Source organism: Streptomyces sp. NPDC057939 (assembly GCF_042887545.1).
In the GTDB taxonomy this organism is placed as follows: domain Bacteria; phylum Actinomycetota; class Actinomycetes; order Streptomycetales; family Streptomycetaceae; genus Streptomyces.
The window spans coordinates 1-14,451 of sequence record NZ_JBHVPG010000021.1; the positions used below are offsets into that span (position 1 = coordinate 1).

Genomic DNA, 14,451 nt, shown 5'->3' on the forward strand with positions numbered 1-14,451 from the left:
GCCGCCGCTTCCGGGCGGCGGCCGGGCGACCCGTCCGGTCACCGTCGGCGCAGGTCCGCGACCCTCGCCCGCTCGCTCGGCTCGGCCATCGCGGCCGACCGGAGCGTGCCGGGTCCGCCGCGCCGCTGGACCGGGAGCGGGGAATCGCGCCGGGGCCTGCGCCCCTGCATCCCGTCGCCGCCCGCCCCGCCGCCGGGACCCCCGCCGGACGCCACGGCCGCTCCGGCCACGGTGATCTGGACACCCTGGTCGGCGAGGGCCTGGAGCTCGGTGCCCGCCCGGTCGTCGTGCGGCGGCGGCTCGTCCGTGACCAGCCGGGTCATGACGTCCGTCGGCACGGTCTGGAACATGGTGTCGGTGCCGAGCTTCGTGTGGTCGGCGAGGACCACCACCTCGGCCGCGGCCTGCACCAGGGCCCGGTCCACGCTCGCGGAGAGCATGTTGGAGGTGGACAGCCCGCGTTCGGCGGTCAGGCCACTGCCGGACAGGAAGGCCCGCGAGACCCGCAGCCCCTGGAGGGACTGCTCCGCGCCACTGCCCACGAGGGCGTAGTTGGAGCCCCGCAGGGTTCCGCCGGTCATCACCACCTCCACCCGGTTGGCATGCGCCAGCGCCTGGGCGACGAGCAGCGAATTGGTGACCACGGTCAGGCCGGGCACCCGCGCGAGCCGGCGGGCCAGCTCCTGGGTCGTGGTGCCGGCGCCGACGACGATGGCCTCGCCCTCTTCGACGAGTCCGGCCGCGACATCGGCGATGGCGGTCTTCTCGGCCGTGGCGAGATGGGATTTCTGCGGAAATCCGGATTCCCGCGTGAAACCACCCGGCAAGACCGCACCGCCGTGCCGGCGGTCGAGGAGTCCTTCTGCCTCCAGCGCCCGCACGTCCCGCCGTACGGTCACTTCGGAGGTCTGGACGACGCGGGCGAGCTCCCGGAGCGATACCGCTCCGTTGGCCCGCACCATTTCGAGGATCAATTGGCGACGTTCTGCAGCGAACACGAAACTGACAGTAACCCGGGTGACCGTCTGCTTTCAGCTCCTTGCACCGGAATACCGAAGTTGTCCGTAAACCGGGTCGACAAGTGGTATACGCCGCCGGACGGGACCGCGCCCGCCCGGCGGGAATCCGGACCACTGCTCCGCGTTCACCCCAACCTCCATGTGAGGAGGGGTGGTTGGCGGTTCCTACGCCTCGCCCGCAGCCTTGCGCGTGTGCAACTGACGGGCGACCTCGGCGATCGAACCGGACAGCGAGGGGTACACGGTGAACGCGTTTGCGATCTGCTCGACCGTCAGGTTGTTGTCGACCGCGATCGAAATCGGGTGGATGAGCTCGCTCGCGCGGGGCGCGACGACCACGCCGCCGACGACGATGCCGGTGCCCGGGCGGCAGAACATCTTCACGAAGCCGTCGCGGATGCCCTGCATCTTCGCGCGCGGGTTGCGCAGCAGCGGGAGCTTCACCACGCGGGCGTCGATCTTCCCGGAGTCGACGTCGGCCTGGGTGTAGCCGACGGTGGCGATCTCGGGGTCGGTGAAGACGTTCGAGGAGACCGTCTTGAGGTTGAGCGGGGTCACCGCGTCGCCCAGGAAGTGGTACATCGCGATCCGGCCCTGCATGGCCGCCACGGACGCCAGCGCGAAGATGCCGGTGACGTCGCCGGCCGCGTACACGCCGGGCGAGGAGGTGCGGGAGACCTTGTCGGTCCAGATGTGGCCGGACTCCTTGAGCCGGACCCCGGACTCCTCCAGGTTCATGTCCTTGGTGTTCGGGATCGCGCCGACGGCCATCAGGCAGTGCGTGCCGGTGATGACGCGCCCGTCGGACAGCGTGACCTCGACCCGGTCGCCGACCCGCTTCGCGGACTCGGCGCGCGAGCGGCCGACGACGTTCATGCCGCGGCGCCGGAAGACGTCCTCCAGGACGGCGGCCGCGTCCGGGTCCTCGCCCGGCAGCACGCGGTCGCGGGAGGACACCAGGGTCACCCGGGAGCCGAGGGCCTGGTACGCGCCGGCGAACTCGGCGCCGGTGACGCCGGAGCCGACCACGATGAGTTCCTCGGGGAGCTCCTCCAGGTCGTAGACCTGGGTCCAGTTGAGGATCCGCTCGCCGTCGGGCATCGCGTCCGGGATCTCCCGGGGGTGCCCGCCGGTGGCGATCAGGACGGCGTCGGCGGTGAGGATCGTCTCCGTGCCGTCGGCCGCGGTGACGATGACGTCGCGCGTCCCGTCGATGCCCTGCGGCCCGCCGAGCTTGCCGCGGCCGCGCAGGACGCGGGCGCCGGCCCGGGTCACGGAGGCGGTGATGTCGTGGGACTGGGCGAGCGCGAGGCGCTTGACGCGTCGGTTCACCTTGCCGAGGTCGACGCCGACGACGCGCGCGGCCTGTTCTATGTGCGGGGTGTCGTCCGCGACGACGATCCCGAGCTCCTCGTACGACGAGTCGAAGGTCGTCATGACCTCGGCGGTCGCGATGAGGGTCTTCGATGGCACGCAGTCGGTGAGTACCGACGCCCCGCCCAGACCGTCGCAGTCGACGACGGTCACCTCCGCGCCGAGCTGGGCCCCCACCAGGGCCGCCTCATACCCGCCGGGTCCGCCGCCGATGATCACGATCCGGGTCACGAAAAGTCCGCCTCACGTCTACCCGGCCGGCTGCCGCCCCGGCCGGTGTTCCGGGGGGTCTCCCCGGGGGATGCATTCCGTGCCCCATTGTCCCGCACGCGCCGCGGTGCTTCGCCCCCGGTCCCGCCATCCGGGCACGCGCGGCGGGCCGGCCCTCCCGTACCCTCGACCACATGTCGCTCTACGCCGCGTACGCCGGCAACCTCGACCCGCGGCTGATGACGCGCCGCGCCCCGCATTCGCCGCTGCGCGGCACGGGCTGGATCAACGACTGGCGGCTGACCTTCGGCGGCGAGCAGATGGGGTGGGAGGGCGCCCTCGCCACGATCGTCGAAGCCCCCCGCCACCAGGTCTTCGTCGCCCTCTACGACATCGCTCCCCTGGACGAGGACTCCATGGACCGGTGGGAGGGCGTCGGGATGGACATCTACCGTCGGATGCGGGTGCGCGTGCACACGCTCGACGGCGAGGAGGCGGCCTGGGTGTACGTCCTCAACGGATACGAGGGCGGACTGCCCTCGGCGCGCTACCTGGGCGAGATCGCCGACGCCGCCGAGGCCGCGGGCGCCCCGCACGACTACGCGATGGAACTGCGCAAGCGTCCCTGCTGATCCCGGACCGGATCCCGGCCCCGCCTCGACCCGCTCCCGACCGGCCCCGGGACGATTCGGCGGAAACGACAAGGCAACGATCCGAACACCGTGAGCTGTGCCATCTACGCGCGTAGGCCGAGAGCGGTTACGCTCGTCCGCGTGAACGCATCTGTTACCGACCCCTTCGCCGCCGCCGACGCCGCCGCCACCCGCCTGCGCGAGCTGACCGGCGTCGATTCCCACGATGTCGCCCTCGTCATGGGCTCCGGCTGGGCCCCCGCCGCAGAGGCCCTGGGCGCCCCCGAGGCCGAGTTCCTCGTCACCGAGCTGCCCGGCTTCCCGCCCGCCGCGGTCGAGGGCCACGGCGGCAAGATCCGCTCGTACAAGATCGGCGAGAAGCGCGCCCTGGTCTTCCTCGGCCGGACCCACTACTACGAGGGCCGCGGTGTCGCCGCCGTCGCCCACGGCGTGCGCACCGCCGTGGCCGCCGGCTGCAAGACCATCGTCCTCACCAACGGTTGCGGCGGTCTGCGCGAGGGCATGAAGCCCGGCCAGCCCGTCCTGATCAGCGACCACCTCAACCTGACGGCCACCTCGCCGATCGTCGGCGCGAACTTCGTCGATCTCACCGACCTGTACTCGCCGCGCCTGCGCGCGATGTGCAAGGAGATCGACGCGAGCCTCGAAGAGGGCGTCTACGTCCAGTTCCCCGGCCCGCACTACGAGACCCCGGCCGAGATCAACATGATCCGCGTGATGGGCGCCGACCTGGTCGGCATGTCCACCGTGCTGGAGGCCATCGCCGCCCGTGAGGCCGGCGCCGAAGTGCTCGGCATCTCCCTGGTCACCAACCTGGCCGCCGGCCTGTCCGGCGAGCCGCTGAACCACGAAGAGGTCCTCCAGGCCGGCCGCGACTCGGCTGCCCGCATGGGCACGCTGCTGACGCAGGTCCTCGCCCGCATCTGATCGACGTACGAGAGGTAAGGCGGAAGCAGTGCAGGAACAGGCACAGGACGACCTGATCACCCGGGCGCGGGCCTGGCTCGCCGAGGACCCGGACCCGGAGACGGCGGCCGAACTCGCCGGGATCATCGAGGCGGGCGACACCGCCGAGCTCGCGGACCGGTTCGCCGGCACGCTCCAGTTCGGCACCGCCGGACTGCGCGGCGAGATCGGCGCCGGCCCGATGCGGATGAACCGCGGCGTGGTCATCCGGGCCGCGGCGGGCCTCGCCGCCCACCTCAAGGCCCAGGGCCACACCGACGGCCTCGTCGTCATCGGTTACGACGCCCGCTACAAGTCGGCGGACTTCGCCCGCGACACCGCGGCCGTCATGACCGGCGCCGGGCTCCGCGCGGCCGTCCTGCCCCGACCGCTGCCCACGCCCGTCCTCGCGTACGCCATAAGGCACCTGGGCGCCGTCGCCGGCGTCGAGGTGACCGCGAGCCACAACCCCCCGCGGGACAACGGCTACAAGGTGTACCTCGGCGACGGCTCGCAGATCGTCTCCCCCGCCGACGTCGAGATCGCGGCGCAGATCGACCGCGTCGAGACCCTCGCCTCCGTGCCGCGCCCGGACTCGGGCTGGCAGGAGCTCGGCGACGACGTCCTGGAGGCCTACCTGGCCCGTACGGACTCCGTCCTGACCCCCGGCTCCCCCCGGGGCGTGCGGACCGTCTACACGGCCATGCACGGCGTCGGGAAGGACGTCGTCATGGCGGCCTTCGCCCGGCACGGCTTCCCGGAGCCGGTCCTGGTCGCCGAGCAGGCGGAGCCGGACCCGGCCTTCCCGACGGTCGCCTTCCCCAACCCGGAGGAGCCGGGCGCGATGGACCTGTCCTTCGCGAAGGCCGCCGAGGTCCGCCCCGACATCGTGATCGCCAACGACCCGGACGCCGACCGCTGCGCGGTGGCCGTGCCGGACGCGTCGGCCCCCACGGGCTGGCGCATGCTGCGCGGTGACGAGGTCGGCGCGCTGCTGGCGGCCCACCTGGTCCGCAAGGGCGTCAGCGGCGTCTTCGCCGAGTCGATCGTCTCGTCCAGCCTGCTGGGCCGGATCGCCGAGGCCGCGGGCGTCGGCTACCAGGAGACCCTGACGGGCTTCAAGTGGATCGCCCGCGTCGAGGGTCTGCGCTACGGCTACGAGGAGGCGCTCGGCTACTGCGTGGACCCGGAGGGCGTCCGCGACAAGGACGGCATCACCGCCGCCCTGCTGGTGGCGGAGCTGGCCTCCGAGCTCAAGGAGCAGGGCCGGGGCCTGACCGACCTGCTGGACGACCTGGCGCTGGCCCACGGCCTGCACGCCACCGACCAGCTCTCGGTCCGCGTCTCCGACCTGTCGGTGATCGCCGACGCGATGGCCGCGCTGCGCGCGGAGCCCCCGGTCTCCCTCGCGGGCCTGCGGGTCGTCTCGGCCGAGGACCTCACGGTCGGTTCGGCCGCGCTGCCGCCCACGGACGGCCTGCGCTACCACCTCGACGGCGACCACAAGGCCCGGGTGATCGTCCGCCCGTCCGGTACGGAGCCGAAGCTGAAGTGCTACCTGGAGGTCGTGGTCCCCGTGGCGGGCGCCTCCGACCTCGCCGCGGCCCGCACCCGCGGCCAGGGCGTCCTGGACGCGATCAAGAAGGACCTCTCGGCGGCCGCCGGGATCTGACCCGCGGCTCCCTCCGACGGCCCCCCGAGCTCCGGCCCGGGGGGCCGTCGGCGTCCGTCAGGAGGGCGTCGGCCGGACCAGCTCGCCGAGCGTCGGCACCGACTCCGGGCGGGAGCGGACGGCCTCCGTGCACTCCCAGGCGCGCGGCGGGTCCGCGTCCGGCCCGCCGAGGACCACCGGCCCCGGCCCGGCCGAGATCGCGTCGCTGCCGGCCAGGGTGCACACGATCTGCGACAGCGCCACCGGCGGCAGGTCCTCGGGCCGACGGGTCAGCCGGACCGTCCCGGCCGGGTCCCCGGTCCGCGGCGGGGCGACCGCCAGCCCGCCGTTCACCCCGGTGGTGAAGCCGGCGCTCCGCTCGTCCGCCGACGTCCGCTCCAACTGCTCCAGCAGCGCCTGCGCCACCAGGACCTCGGCCTCCTTGGCCGGCCTCTTCTCGGTCACCGGAACGATTCGCTCCACGCCCACCAGCTGCGATCCGCAGACCAGTTCCACCGTGGCCCGGAACCCCGGCACGCCGCTCTGTCCGGCCGGCCGCTCCGGGGTTTCGCACGACACCCTCGACGGGGCCGCGCCCACGTCCACGGGCACGGTCGTCGCCCTGATCCCGCACGCCGAGGTCCCGCACAGCAGCACCGCCGCCACGACCCTCGGCACGGCCCTACGCGTCCACGTCACCCGTGATCACCTTCCCCACGTCCCCCGGCAGCCGCAGGGTGAAGACGGCCCCGCCGTCCGCCCCGTTCTCGGCCGTGATGTCACCGCCGTGGATGTGCGCGTTCTCCATCGCGATCGACAGGCCCAGACCGCTGCCGTCCGACTTCGGCCGGGAGGCGCTCGCCTTGTAGAACCGGTCGAAGACGTGCGGCAGGACCTCCTCGGGGATGCCCGGCCCGTTGTCCCGGATGGTCACCACCAGCCAGTCGGCGTCGGCGCTCTCCACCGCCACCGACACCCGCACCGGCGAACCGCCGTGCTTGAGCGCGTTGCCGATCAGGTTCGCCAGGATCACGTCGAGGCGCCGCGGGTCCAGCCGCCACACGATGCCCCGCCCGGCGTCGAGTTCCACCGCGTCCAGCCAGGCGCGCGCGTCGATGCACGCCGTGACCTGGTCGGCGACGTTCACGTCGTCCAGCACCAGGCGCGCCGTGCCCGCGTCGAAGCGGGTGACCTCCATCAGGTTCTCCACCAGGACGTTGAGCCGTCGCGTCTCGCTCACCACCAGGCCCACCGCGGGCGCGATCATCGGATCGAGGTCGTCGACCTCCTCCTCCAGCACCTCGGCCACCGCGGTCAACGCCGTCAGCGGCGTGCGCAGTTCGTGGGACATGTCGGCGACGAAGCGGCGGCTGGCCTCCTCGCGGGCGCTCATGTCGGCGACCTTCTTCTCCAACGCCTCGGCCGTCTTGTTGAACGTGTGCGACAGGTCGGCGAGTTCGTCCGTGCCCGACACGTCCAGCCGGTGGTCGAGTTCGCCCTCGCCGAGCCGGCGCGCGGCGTCGCCGAGCCGCTGGATGGGCTTCAGCACGGTCCGCGCCGCCGCCTGCGCGAGCAGCGCCGACCCGAGCAGGGCCAGCCCGGTGGCGATGGTCAGCGACCAGCCCAGCGCGTTGAGGTCGTCCCGCTCGGTGGCCAGCGACTTGTACATGTAGCCGGTCGGCCCGCCGCCCACGATCCGCGTGCCGCCCACCAGGTACGGATTGCCCTGCGGCTTCGTCCGCTGCCAGTACATGTGGTACTCGGCGTCGTTGGCGGCCGTGGTCTTCTGGCGGTCGTTCACGGCGTGCTGGAGCGACTTCGGTACGTCGTCCAACCCGAAGGTGGCCGCCCCCGCCGCGCCGAACACCTTCCGGCCGTCCTTGCGCTCGTGCACCAGCAGCACGCTGTACCCGGGGCTGCTGCCCGCCATCAACTCGGCGGTGCGCTGCATCTCCTGGGGCGTCGGCTCGGCGGGCAGCCCCGCGGCCCGGAGCTGCATCTCCTGACGGAAGTCGCCGAGGGCCGCGTCCTGGGTACGGGTGAGCACGGCCTCGCGGTTGAGCCAGTAGGCGATCCCGGAGGCGGAGACGGCGGCCGTCAGCGCGACCAGGCAGAACACGACCAGGAGCCGCAGCCGCAGGCTGGTCCAGCGCCTGCCCGCGAACAGGGCTCGGATCATTGCGGCGAGTCCAGCCGGTACCCGACGCCCCGGACGGTACGGATCAGGGTGGGCGAGGACGGGACCTCCTCGACCTTGGCGCGCAGCCGCTGCACGCAGGCGTCGACGAGCCGCGAGTCACCGAGGTAGTCGTGCTCCCAGACCAGGCGCAGCAACTGTTGGCGCGACAGGGCCTGACCGGGCCGGCGGCTGAGTTCGAGCAGCAGCCGCAGTTCGGTGGGGGTGAGCTGGAGGTCCTCGCCGTTCTTCGTCACGGTCATCGCGGCCCGGTCGATGACCAGGGACCCGAAGACGGCGGAGTCGCTGGCCTCGCGTTCGCCCCGGCGCAGCACGGCCCGGATCCGGGCGTCGAGCACCCGGCCCTGGACGGGCTTGACGACGTAGTCGTCGGCTCCCGACTCAAGGCCCACGACGACATCGATGTCGTCGCTGCGCGCGGTCAGCAGGATGATCGGCAGCTGGTCGGTGCGGCGGATCCGCCGGCACACCTCGAAGCCGTCGATACCGGGCAGCATCACGTCGAGCACGATCAGGTCCGGCCGCTGCTCGCGCAGCAGTTTCAGGCCGTCCTCGCCCGTCGCCGCGGTGGCCACACGGTGGCCCTGGCGGGACAGGGAGAGTTCGAGGGCCGTGCGGATGGCGTCGTCGTCCTCGATCAGCAACAGGAAGGGCACGCGCTCATTCTGTCCCATCGGCCGTCGGGACTTCGACCGTCGGGCGCCCCGGATCCGGCCGCGGTCCGCTGTGACAGGCCTGTGACAGTCGAAGGACACCCCGGTTATGTCCGGCGGGCAGGCTTCTGTCATCGCAACACGGACCGAAGCAGACTCCACGACGGGGGGCGCGAGATGAACACGCTGCACAGCACCACGACCAGCGCGGTTGTCACGCGGCTGCACGATGTGAACCGCCGGGCGGGTGTCCGTACGGCGCCGGTCGCCCGTCCGCGGCCGGTGCACGTCACAGCCATTGACGCGAACCAGTACCAGACGGTTCCCGCACCGCGTACTCCCTCCTCCACCTCGGAGGCCGAGTTCACGGCGTACGTCCAGGAGCGCCGCGCGGCCCTCTTCGCCACCGCCTTCCACCTCACCGGTGACCGGCACGAGGCCGAGGACCTGTTGCAGAGCGCCCTGTTCTCCACGTACCGGGCCTGGGACCGGATCAGCGACAAGGCGGCCGTCGGCGGCTACCTGCGGCGCACGATGACGAACCTGCACATCAGCGCGTGGCGCCGGCGCAAGCTCAACGAGTACCCGACCGAGGAACTCCCGGAGACGGCCTCCGACACGGACGCGATGCGCGGTACGGAACTGCGCGCGGTGCTGTGGCAGGCGTTGACCCGGATCCCGGAGCCGCAGCGCACGATGCTGGTGCTCCGTTACTACGAGGGCCGCACCGACCCGGAGATCGCCGAGATCCTGGGCATCAGCGTCGGCACCGTGAAGTCGAGCATCTGGCGGTCGCTGCGGCGCCTGCGGGACGACGAGGTGCTGAGCTTCGGACGTGACGAGGCGGAGTCCTTCGGGGAACTCGTCGCGTAGCCGGGACCACGGGCCCAGGGGGCCGTCCTACGGGGGTGGGACGGGGGCTTGCGGGGGGAGAAGAGGCGGGATCAAGCGGCCGGGGGTCCGCGTGATCCCGCCTTTTCGCGCGCCCGCCCCTTCGTGTGCCGGGGGCGCGGCCGGGGGTCAGGCCGGGGTGGTCGCGGCGCGGTGGCGGCCGGCCGCGGCGGCGGCCAGCCGGCCGAGGGCCTCGTCACGGCCGCAGGCGTGGGCGCCGAGGGCGGTGTGCCGGGCGACGATGCCGCGTTCGGCCCGCATCAGGCGCCAGCCGCGGCGCAGCAGGAACGGCAGCGACTTGCGGCCCTCGCGCAGGTCGCGGGCCAGGCGCCGGCGGAAGGTGGTCGAGGGCCGGCCGCGCAGGCAGAGCGCGTCGGCGAGGAGGCCGAGTTCCTGGCAGCGGGCCACGACGTCGGCAGCGAAGATGCCCTCCGCGATGAACAGCGGGGTCCGCGCTATGTCCAGGGTCTCGGTGCCGGTGCGCGAGGACGACGCGAGGGAGTACTCCGGCACCTGCGTACGGCCCGTGGAGCAGAGTTCCGCGATGGCGGTGACGGCGGCTTCCGCGTCCCACGACCGCGGGGAGTCCCAGTCGATGTCGGAGCTGCCCTCGACCAACGGGAGGGTCGGGTCCGTCCCCTCCTTGTAGAAGTCGTCCAGGCGCAGGACGGGCAGCCCGGAACGGGCCGCGAGCGAGGACTTTCCGGATCCCGAGGGACCGGTCAGCAGCACGACGCGCGTGGGAAGAGGAGATGAACAGCTCACGGGACACCAGTGTGAGGCATGACCGGCCGTAAGGGCACACCCGTGACGGCGCCTGCGACAACCCTCACACCGGGCGCGGTCCGCCGGTTGGAATCGGGGAAGCCGCCTCGACTACCCTGTGTGCGCACGCGACTACGACCACAGGCGGGAACCCATGGCACGTCACGCAGCTCCCACCCCTCCGAAGCGCCTCCGCGCCGCCGGACTGACCCTGTCCATGGCCGGCGCGGCCCTGGCGATGGCGGCGGGCGGGGCCCAGGCCGGTGAACTCTCCGTCCCCGCGGCACTGGCGGGGGTGACCGACCCGATCACGAACCTGAAGGTGAACCCGCTCGCGAACACCGGTGTGGACCCGCTCGACAACGGGGTCGCCACGCAGGTCGCGGACTTCCCGTCCGTCGGCACGGGCATGGTGACGGGCACCCTGACGCGGGGGCCGTCGGTCGGCGAACTGCCCACGGCTGCGGTGTCGTCGCTGCTGGGTCCGGTGCTCCCGAAGGCGTAGGCCGCACCGGGGATACGGGAAGGCCCCGACAGCGCGGGGGTCGCTGCCGGGGCCGGTCCATGGTGGTGCCCCTGGTGCCTGTCGTCGAATTCCCGTCTGCCTCGCGGTGTCCGGGCGACAACGGGACTTCGACGACGGGCCCTAGTAGGACGAACCGCCCGCGCCGAGCGAACCCGTCGGGTGCCAGACCGTCTTGGTCTCCAGGAAGGCGGTCATGCGCGCCGTGCCCGGGTCGGCGTTCCAGTCGTCCACAGGCTGTGGACGCAGGACGCGCTTGAGGTTGTCGGCCGCCGCGATCTCCAGCTCCTTGGCGAGGGCCGCGTCGGCGCCCGCCAGGTCGATCGCGTTGACGTCCTGGTGGGACGCCAGGTGCGGGCCCATCTCGGAGGCCTTGCCGGACAGGATGTTGACCACGCCGCCGGGCAGGTCGGAGGTGGCCAGCACCTCGCCCAGGGACAGGGCGGGCAGCGGGGCCTTCTCCGAGGTGATCACGACGGCGGTGTTGCCCGTCGCGATCACGGGGGCGATCACCGAGACGAGGCCCAGGAAGGACGAGTCCTGCGGGGCCACGACGGTGACGACACCGGTGGGCTCCGGGCTGGAGATGTTGAAGAACGGGCCCGCGACCGGGTTGGCCCCGCCGACGATCTGGCCGATCTTGTCGGTCCAGCCCGCGTACCAGACCCAGCGGTCGATCGCCGCGTCGACGACGGCCGCGGCCTTCGACTTGGACAGGCCCTCCGCCTCGCCGACCTCGCGGACGAACTGCTCGCGGCGGCCCTCCAGCATCTCGGCGACGCGGTAGAGGACCTGACCGCGGTTGTAGGCGGTCGCGCCGGACCAGCCGCCGAACGCCTTGCGGGCGGCGACGACCGCGTCACGGGCGTCCTTGCGGGACGACAGCGGGGCGTTGGCCAGCCACTTGCCCTTCGAGTCGGTCACTTCGTACACCCGGCCGCTCTCGGAGCGGGGGAACTTGCCCCCGACGTACAGCTTGTAGGTCTTGAAGACGTTCAAACGGGTCACAGAGGACTCAACCGTTCCCATTAGCGCTCACCCTTCGGGCTCGACGGGGCGAGGTAGCCCTCCAGGCCGTGGCGACCGCCTTCGCGGCCGAAGCCCGATTCCTTGTAGCCGCCGAACGGCGAGGTCGGGTCGAACTTGTTGAACGTGTTGGCCCAGACGACGCCCGCGCGGAGCTTGCTCGCGACCGCGAGGATGCGCGAGCCCTTCTCCGTCCAGATGCCGGCGGAGAGGCCGTACTGGCTGTTGTTGGCCTTGGCGACGGCCTCGTCCGGGGTCCGGAAGCTCAGTACGGACAGCACCGGGCCGAAGATCTCGTCGCGGGCGACGGTGTGCGCCTGGGTGACGTTCGTGAAGAGCGTCGGGGCGAACCAGTAGCCGGCGGACGGCAGCTCGCAGGCCGGGGACCAGCGCTCGGCGCCCTCGGCCTCGCCGGTCTCCGCGAGCGCGGTGATCCGGGCGAGCTGCTCGGCGGAGTTGATCGCGCCGATGTCGGTGTTCTTGTCGAGCGGGTCGCCCAGGCGCAGCGTCGACAGGCGCCGCTTGAGGGAGTCGAGCAGCTCGTCCTGGATGGACTCCTGGACCAGCAGGCGGGAGCCCGCGCAGCAGACCTGACCCTGGTTGAAGAAGATGCCGTTGACGATGCCCTCGACGGCCTGGTCGATGGGGGCGTCGTCGAAGACGATGTTGGCGCCCTTGCCGCCCAGCTCCAGGGTGACCTTCTTGTCGGTGCCGGCGATCTGACGGGCGATGGCCTTGCCGACCGCGGTCGAGCCGGTGAAGGCGACCTTGTCGACGTCCGGGTGCGCGACGAGGGCGGCGCCCGCGTCGCCGTGGCCGGTCAGGATGTTGACGACGCCCTTGGGCAGGCCCGCCTGGCGGCAGATGTCCGCGAAGAACAGCGCCGACAGGGGCGTGGTCTCGGCGGGCTTCAGGACGACGGTGTTGCCGGTGGCGAGCGCCGGGGCGATCTTCCACGCCAGCATCAGGAGCGGGAAGTTCCACGGGATGACCTGGCCGGCCACGCCGAGCGGGCGCGGGTTGGCGCCGTAGCCCGCGTGGTCGAGCTTGTCGGCCCAGCCCGCGTAGTAGAAGAAGTGCGCGGCGACGAGCGGGAGGTCCGCGTCGCGGGTCTCCTTGATCGGCTTGCCGTTGTCCAGGGTCTCCAGGACGGCCAGCTCGCGGCTGCGCTCCTGGATGATCCGGGCGATCCGGAAGAGGTACTTGGCGCGCTCGGAGCCGGGCAGCGCGGACCACTTCTCGAAGGCCTTGCGGGCCGCCTTCACGGCGCGGTCCACGTCGGCGGCACCCGCCTGCGCGACCTCGGCGAGCACCTCCTCGGAGGACGGCGAGACGGTCTTGAAGACCTTGCCGTCGGCGGCGTCGGTGAACTCGCCGTCGATGAAGAGGCCGTAGGAGGGGGCGATGTCGACGACCGAGCGGGACTCGGGGGCCGGTGCGTACTCGAAAACAGAACCCATGGTGATCAGTCCACCGTCACGTAGTCGGGACCGGAGTAACGTCCGGTGCTCAGCTTCTGGCGCTGCATGAGCAGGTCGTTCAGCAGGCTGGAGGCGCCGAAACGGAACCAGTGGTTGGACAGCCAGTCCTCGCCGACGGTCTCGTTGACCAGGACGAGGAACTTGAGGGCGTCCTTGGTGGTGCGGATGCCACCGGCGGGCTTCACGCCGATCTGGATTCCGGTCTGCGCCTTGAAGTCGCGGACGGCTTCGAGCATGAGGAGCGTGTTGGCGGGGGTGGCGTTGACGCCGACCTTGCCGGTGGACGTCTTGATGAAGTCCGCGCCCGCGAGCATGCCGATCCAGGAGGCGCGGCGGATGTTGTCGTAGGTCGACAGCTCGCCCGTCTCGAAGATCACCTTGAGCCGCGCGGCCGTGCCGTCCTCGCGGACGCAGGCCTCCTTGACGGCCTTGATCAGCTCGTACGTGTCCAGGTACCGGCCGGCGAGGAAGGCACCGCGGTCGATGACCATGTCGATCTCGTCGGCGCCGGCGGCGACGGCGTCACGGGTGTCGGCGATCTTCACGGGCAGGGCGGCACGACCCGCCGGGAAGGCGGTGGCGACGGAGGCGACCTTGACGTCGGCGCCGTTCAGGGCCGCCTTGGCGGTGGCCACCATGTCGGGGTAGACGCAGACCGCGGCGGTCATCGGCGTCGTGCGGTCGGTCGGGTCGGGGTGGACGGCCTTCGTGGAGAGCGCCCGGACCTTGCCCGGGGTGTCAGCACCCTCAAGCGTCGTCAGGTCGATCATCGAGATGGCCAGGTCGATGGCGTACGCCTTGGCCGTCGTCTTGATCGAGCGGGTGCCGAGGGAGGCCGCGCGGGCCTCCAGGCCGACTGCGTCTACGCCGGGCAACCCGTGCAGGAAGCGGCGCAGCGCGCTGTCGGACGTCGTCACGTCAGCGAATGCGGTGAGGGTGGTGGGCATGGTCACCAGAGGAGCATATCTACGCGCGTAGCTGCCTGTCACCCCCCTCGGTGCACATATGGGCGTGACATCCGCCATCGGTGCGGAGCCCTTGTCGCGCTCGCGCGTGCGTACGG

Annotated in this window: 14 protein-coding genes; 5 read left to right on the top strand and 9 right to left on the bottom strand. The window is 72.0% G+C overall.

Annotation, left to right across the window (positions count from 1 at the left end; genetic code table 11):
• Positions 1-38: 38 nt before the first annotated feature.
• Together ACFVS6_RS22335 and ACFVS6_RS22340 are read right to left on the bottom strand one after the other, a co-directional pair.
• Positions 39-998: a DeoR/GlpR family DNA-binding transcription regulator gene (locus ACFVS6_RS22335; protein ID WP_389706192.1), complete on the bottom strand. Its 960-nt coding sequence runs from the start codon at positions 996-998 to the stop codon at positions 39-41.
• Positions 999-1,184: 186 nt separating this feature from the next.
• A complete protein-coding gene (locus ACFVS6_RS22340; RefSeq protein ID WP_385585437.1) occupies positions 1,185-2,624 on the bottom strand; it encodes an NAD(P)H-quinone dehydrogenase in 1,440 nt (479 codons plus the stop codon).
• A gap of 173 nt (positions 2,625-2,797) precedes the next feature.
• Between ACFVS6_RS22340 and ACFVS6_RS22345 the strand changes: the two genes are divergently transcribed.
• The 3 genes from ACFVS6_RS22345 (at position 2,798) to ACFVS6_RS22355 (ending at position 5,873) form a co-directional block, all read left to right on the top strand.
• On the top strand, positions 2,798-3,235 hold the full coding sequence (locus ACFVS6_RS22345) for a gamma-glutamylcyclotransferase (RefSeq protein ID WP_281205642.1): 438 nt from the start codon (positions 2,798-2,800) through the stop codon (positions 3,233-3,235).
• A 141-nt stretch (positions 3,236-3,376) separates the two neighbouring features.
• Positions 3,377-4,183 (top strand): purine-nucleoside phosphorylase, encoded by an 807-nt coding sequence (locus tag ACFVS6_RS22350; RefSeq protein ID WP_281205643.1) that lies wholly within the window; start codon positions 3,377-3,379, stop codon positions 4,181-4,183.
• A gap of 28 nt (positions 4,184-4,211) precedes the next feature.
• On the top strand, positions 4,212-5,873 hold the full coding sequence (locus ACFVS6_RS22355; RefSeq protein WP_389706195.1) for a phospho-sugar mutase: 1,662 nt from the start codon (positions 4,212-4,214) through the stop codon (positions 5,871-5,873).
• Between the two features lie 57 nt (positions 5,874-5,930).
• Here ACFVS6_RS22355 and ACFVS6_RS22360 read toward each other — a convergent pair whose 3' ends face one another.
• From ACFVS6_RS22360 to afsQ1, 3 genes are read right to left on the bottom strand one after another with little or no spacing between them, the layout of a single operon-like run.
• Positions 5,931-6,551 carry a hypothetical protein gene (locus ACFVS6_RS22360; protein WP_389706196.1) on the bottom strand — a complete coding sequence of 207 codons (621 nt, stop codon included), beginning with the start codon at positions 6,549-6,551 and terminating at the stop codon, positions 5,931-5,933.
• Positions 6,535-8,031: an ATP-binding protein gene (locus tag ACFVS6_RS22365; protein ID WP_389706197.1), complete on the bottom strand. Its 1,497-nt coding sequence runs from the start codon at positions 8,029-8,031 to the stop codon at positions 6,535-6,537. The genes ACFVS6_RS22360 and ACFVS6_RS22365 overlap by 17 nt, the downstream gene beginning before the upstream one ends.
• On the bottom strand, positions 8,028-8,705 hold the full coding sequence (afsQ1, locus tag ACFVS6_RS22370) for a two-component system response regulator AfsQ1 (protein WP_180291024.1): 678 nt from the start codon (positions 8,703-8,705) through the stop codon (positions 8,028-8,030). The genes ACFVS6_RS22365 and afsQ1 overlap by 4 nt, the downstream gene beginning before the upstream one ends.
• A gap of 174 nt (positions 8,706-8,879) precedes the next feature.
• Between afsQ1 and ACFVS6_RS22375 the strand changes: the two genes are divergently transcribed.
• Positions 8,880-9,575, top strand: coding sequence for a SigE family RNA polymerase sigma factor (locus ACFVS6_RS22375; protein ID WP_388888415.1), 696 nt, complete (start codon positions 8,880-8,882; stop codon positions 9,573-9,575).
• Between the two features lie 147 nt (positions 9,576-9,722).
• Here ACFVS6_RS22375 and ACFVS6_RS22380 read toward each other — a convergent pair whose 3' ends face one another.
• A complete protein-coding gene (locus ACFVS6_RS22380) occupies positions 9,723-10,358 on the bottom strand; it encodes a uridine kinase (protein ID WP_389706200.1) in 636 nt (211 codons plus the stop codon).
• Positions 10,359-10,512: 154 nt separating this feature from the next.
• On the opposite strand from ACFVS6_RS22380, the gene ACFVS6_RS22385 reads away from it, so the two are divergent.
• Positions 10,513-10,863: a hypothetical protein gene (locus ACFVS6_RS22385; protein WP_389706202.1), complete on the top strand. Its 351-nt coding sequence runs from the start codon at positions 10,513-10,515 to the stop codon at positions 10,861-10,863.
• A gap of 141 nt (positions 10,864-11,004) precedes the next feature.
• Here ACFVS6_RS22385 and ACFVS6_RS22390 read toward each other — a convergent pair whose 3' ends face one another.
• From ACFVS6_RS22390 to deoC, 3 genes are read right to left on the bottom strand one after another with little or no spacing between them, the layout of a single operon-like run.
• Entirely contained in the window at positions 11,005-11,910 is a 906-nt protein-coding gene (locus ACFVS6_RS22390) for an aldehyde dehydrogenase family protein (RefSeq protein WP_389706204.1), read from the bottom strand.
• Positions 11,910-13,367: an aldehyde dehydrogenase family protein gene (locus ACFVS6_RS22395; RefSeq protein ID WP_389706205.1), complete on the bottom strand. Its 1,458-nt coding sequence runs from the start codon at positions 13,365-13,367 to the stop codon at positions 11,910-11,912. The genes ACFVS6_RS22390 and ACFVS6_RS22395 overlap by 1 nt, the downstream gene beginning before the upstream one ends.
• Positions 13,368-13,372: 5 nt before the next feature.
• The gene (gene deoC, locus ACFVS6_RS22400; protein WP_389706410.1) at positions 13,373-14,335 is read right to left on the bottom strand and encodes a deoxyribose-phosphate aldolase; all 963 of its coding nucleotides are present in this window, start codon (positions 14,333-14,335) and stop codon (positions 13,373-13,375) included.
• Positions 14,336-14,451 lie beyond the last annotated feature (116 nt).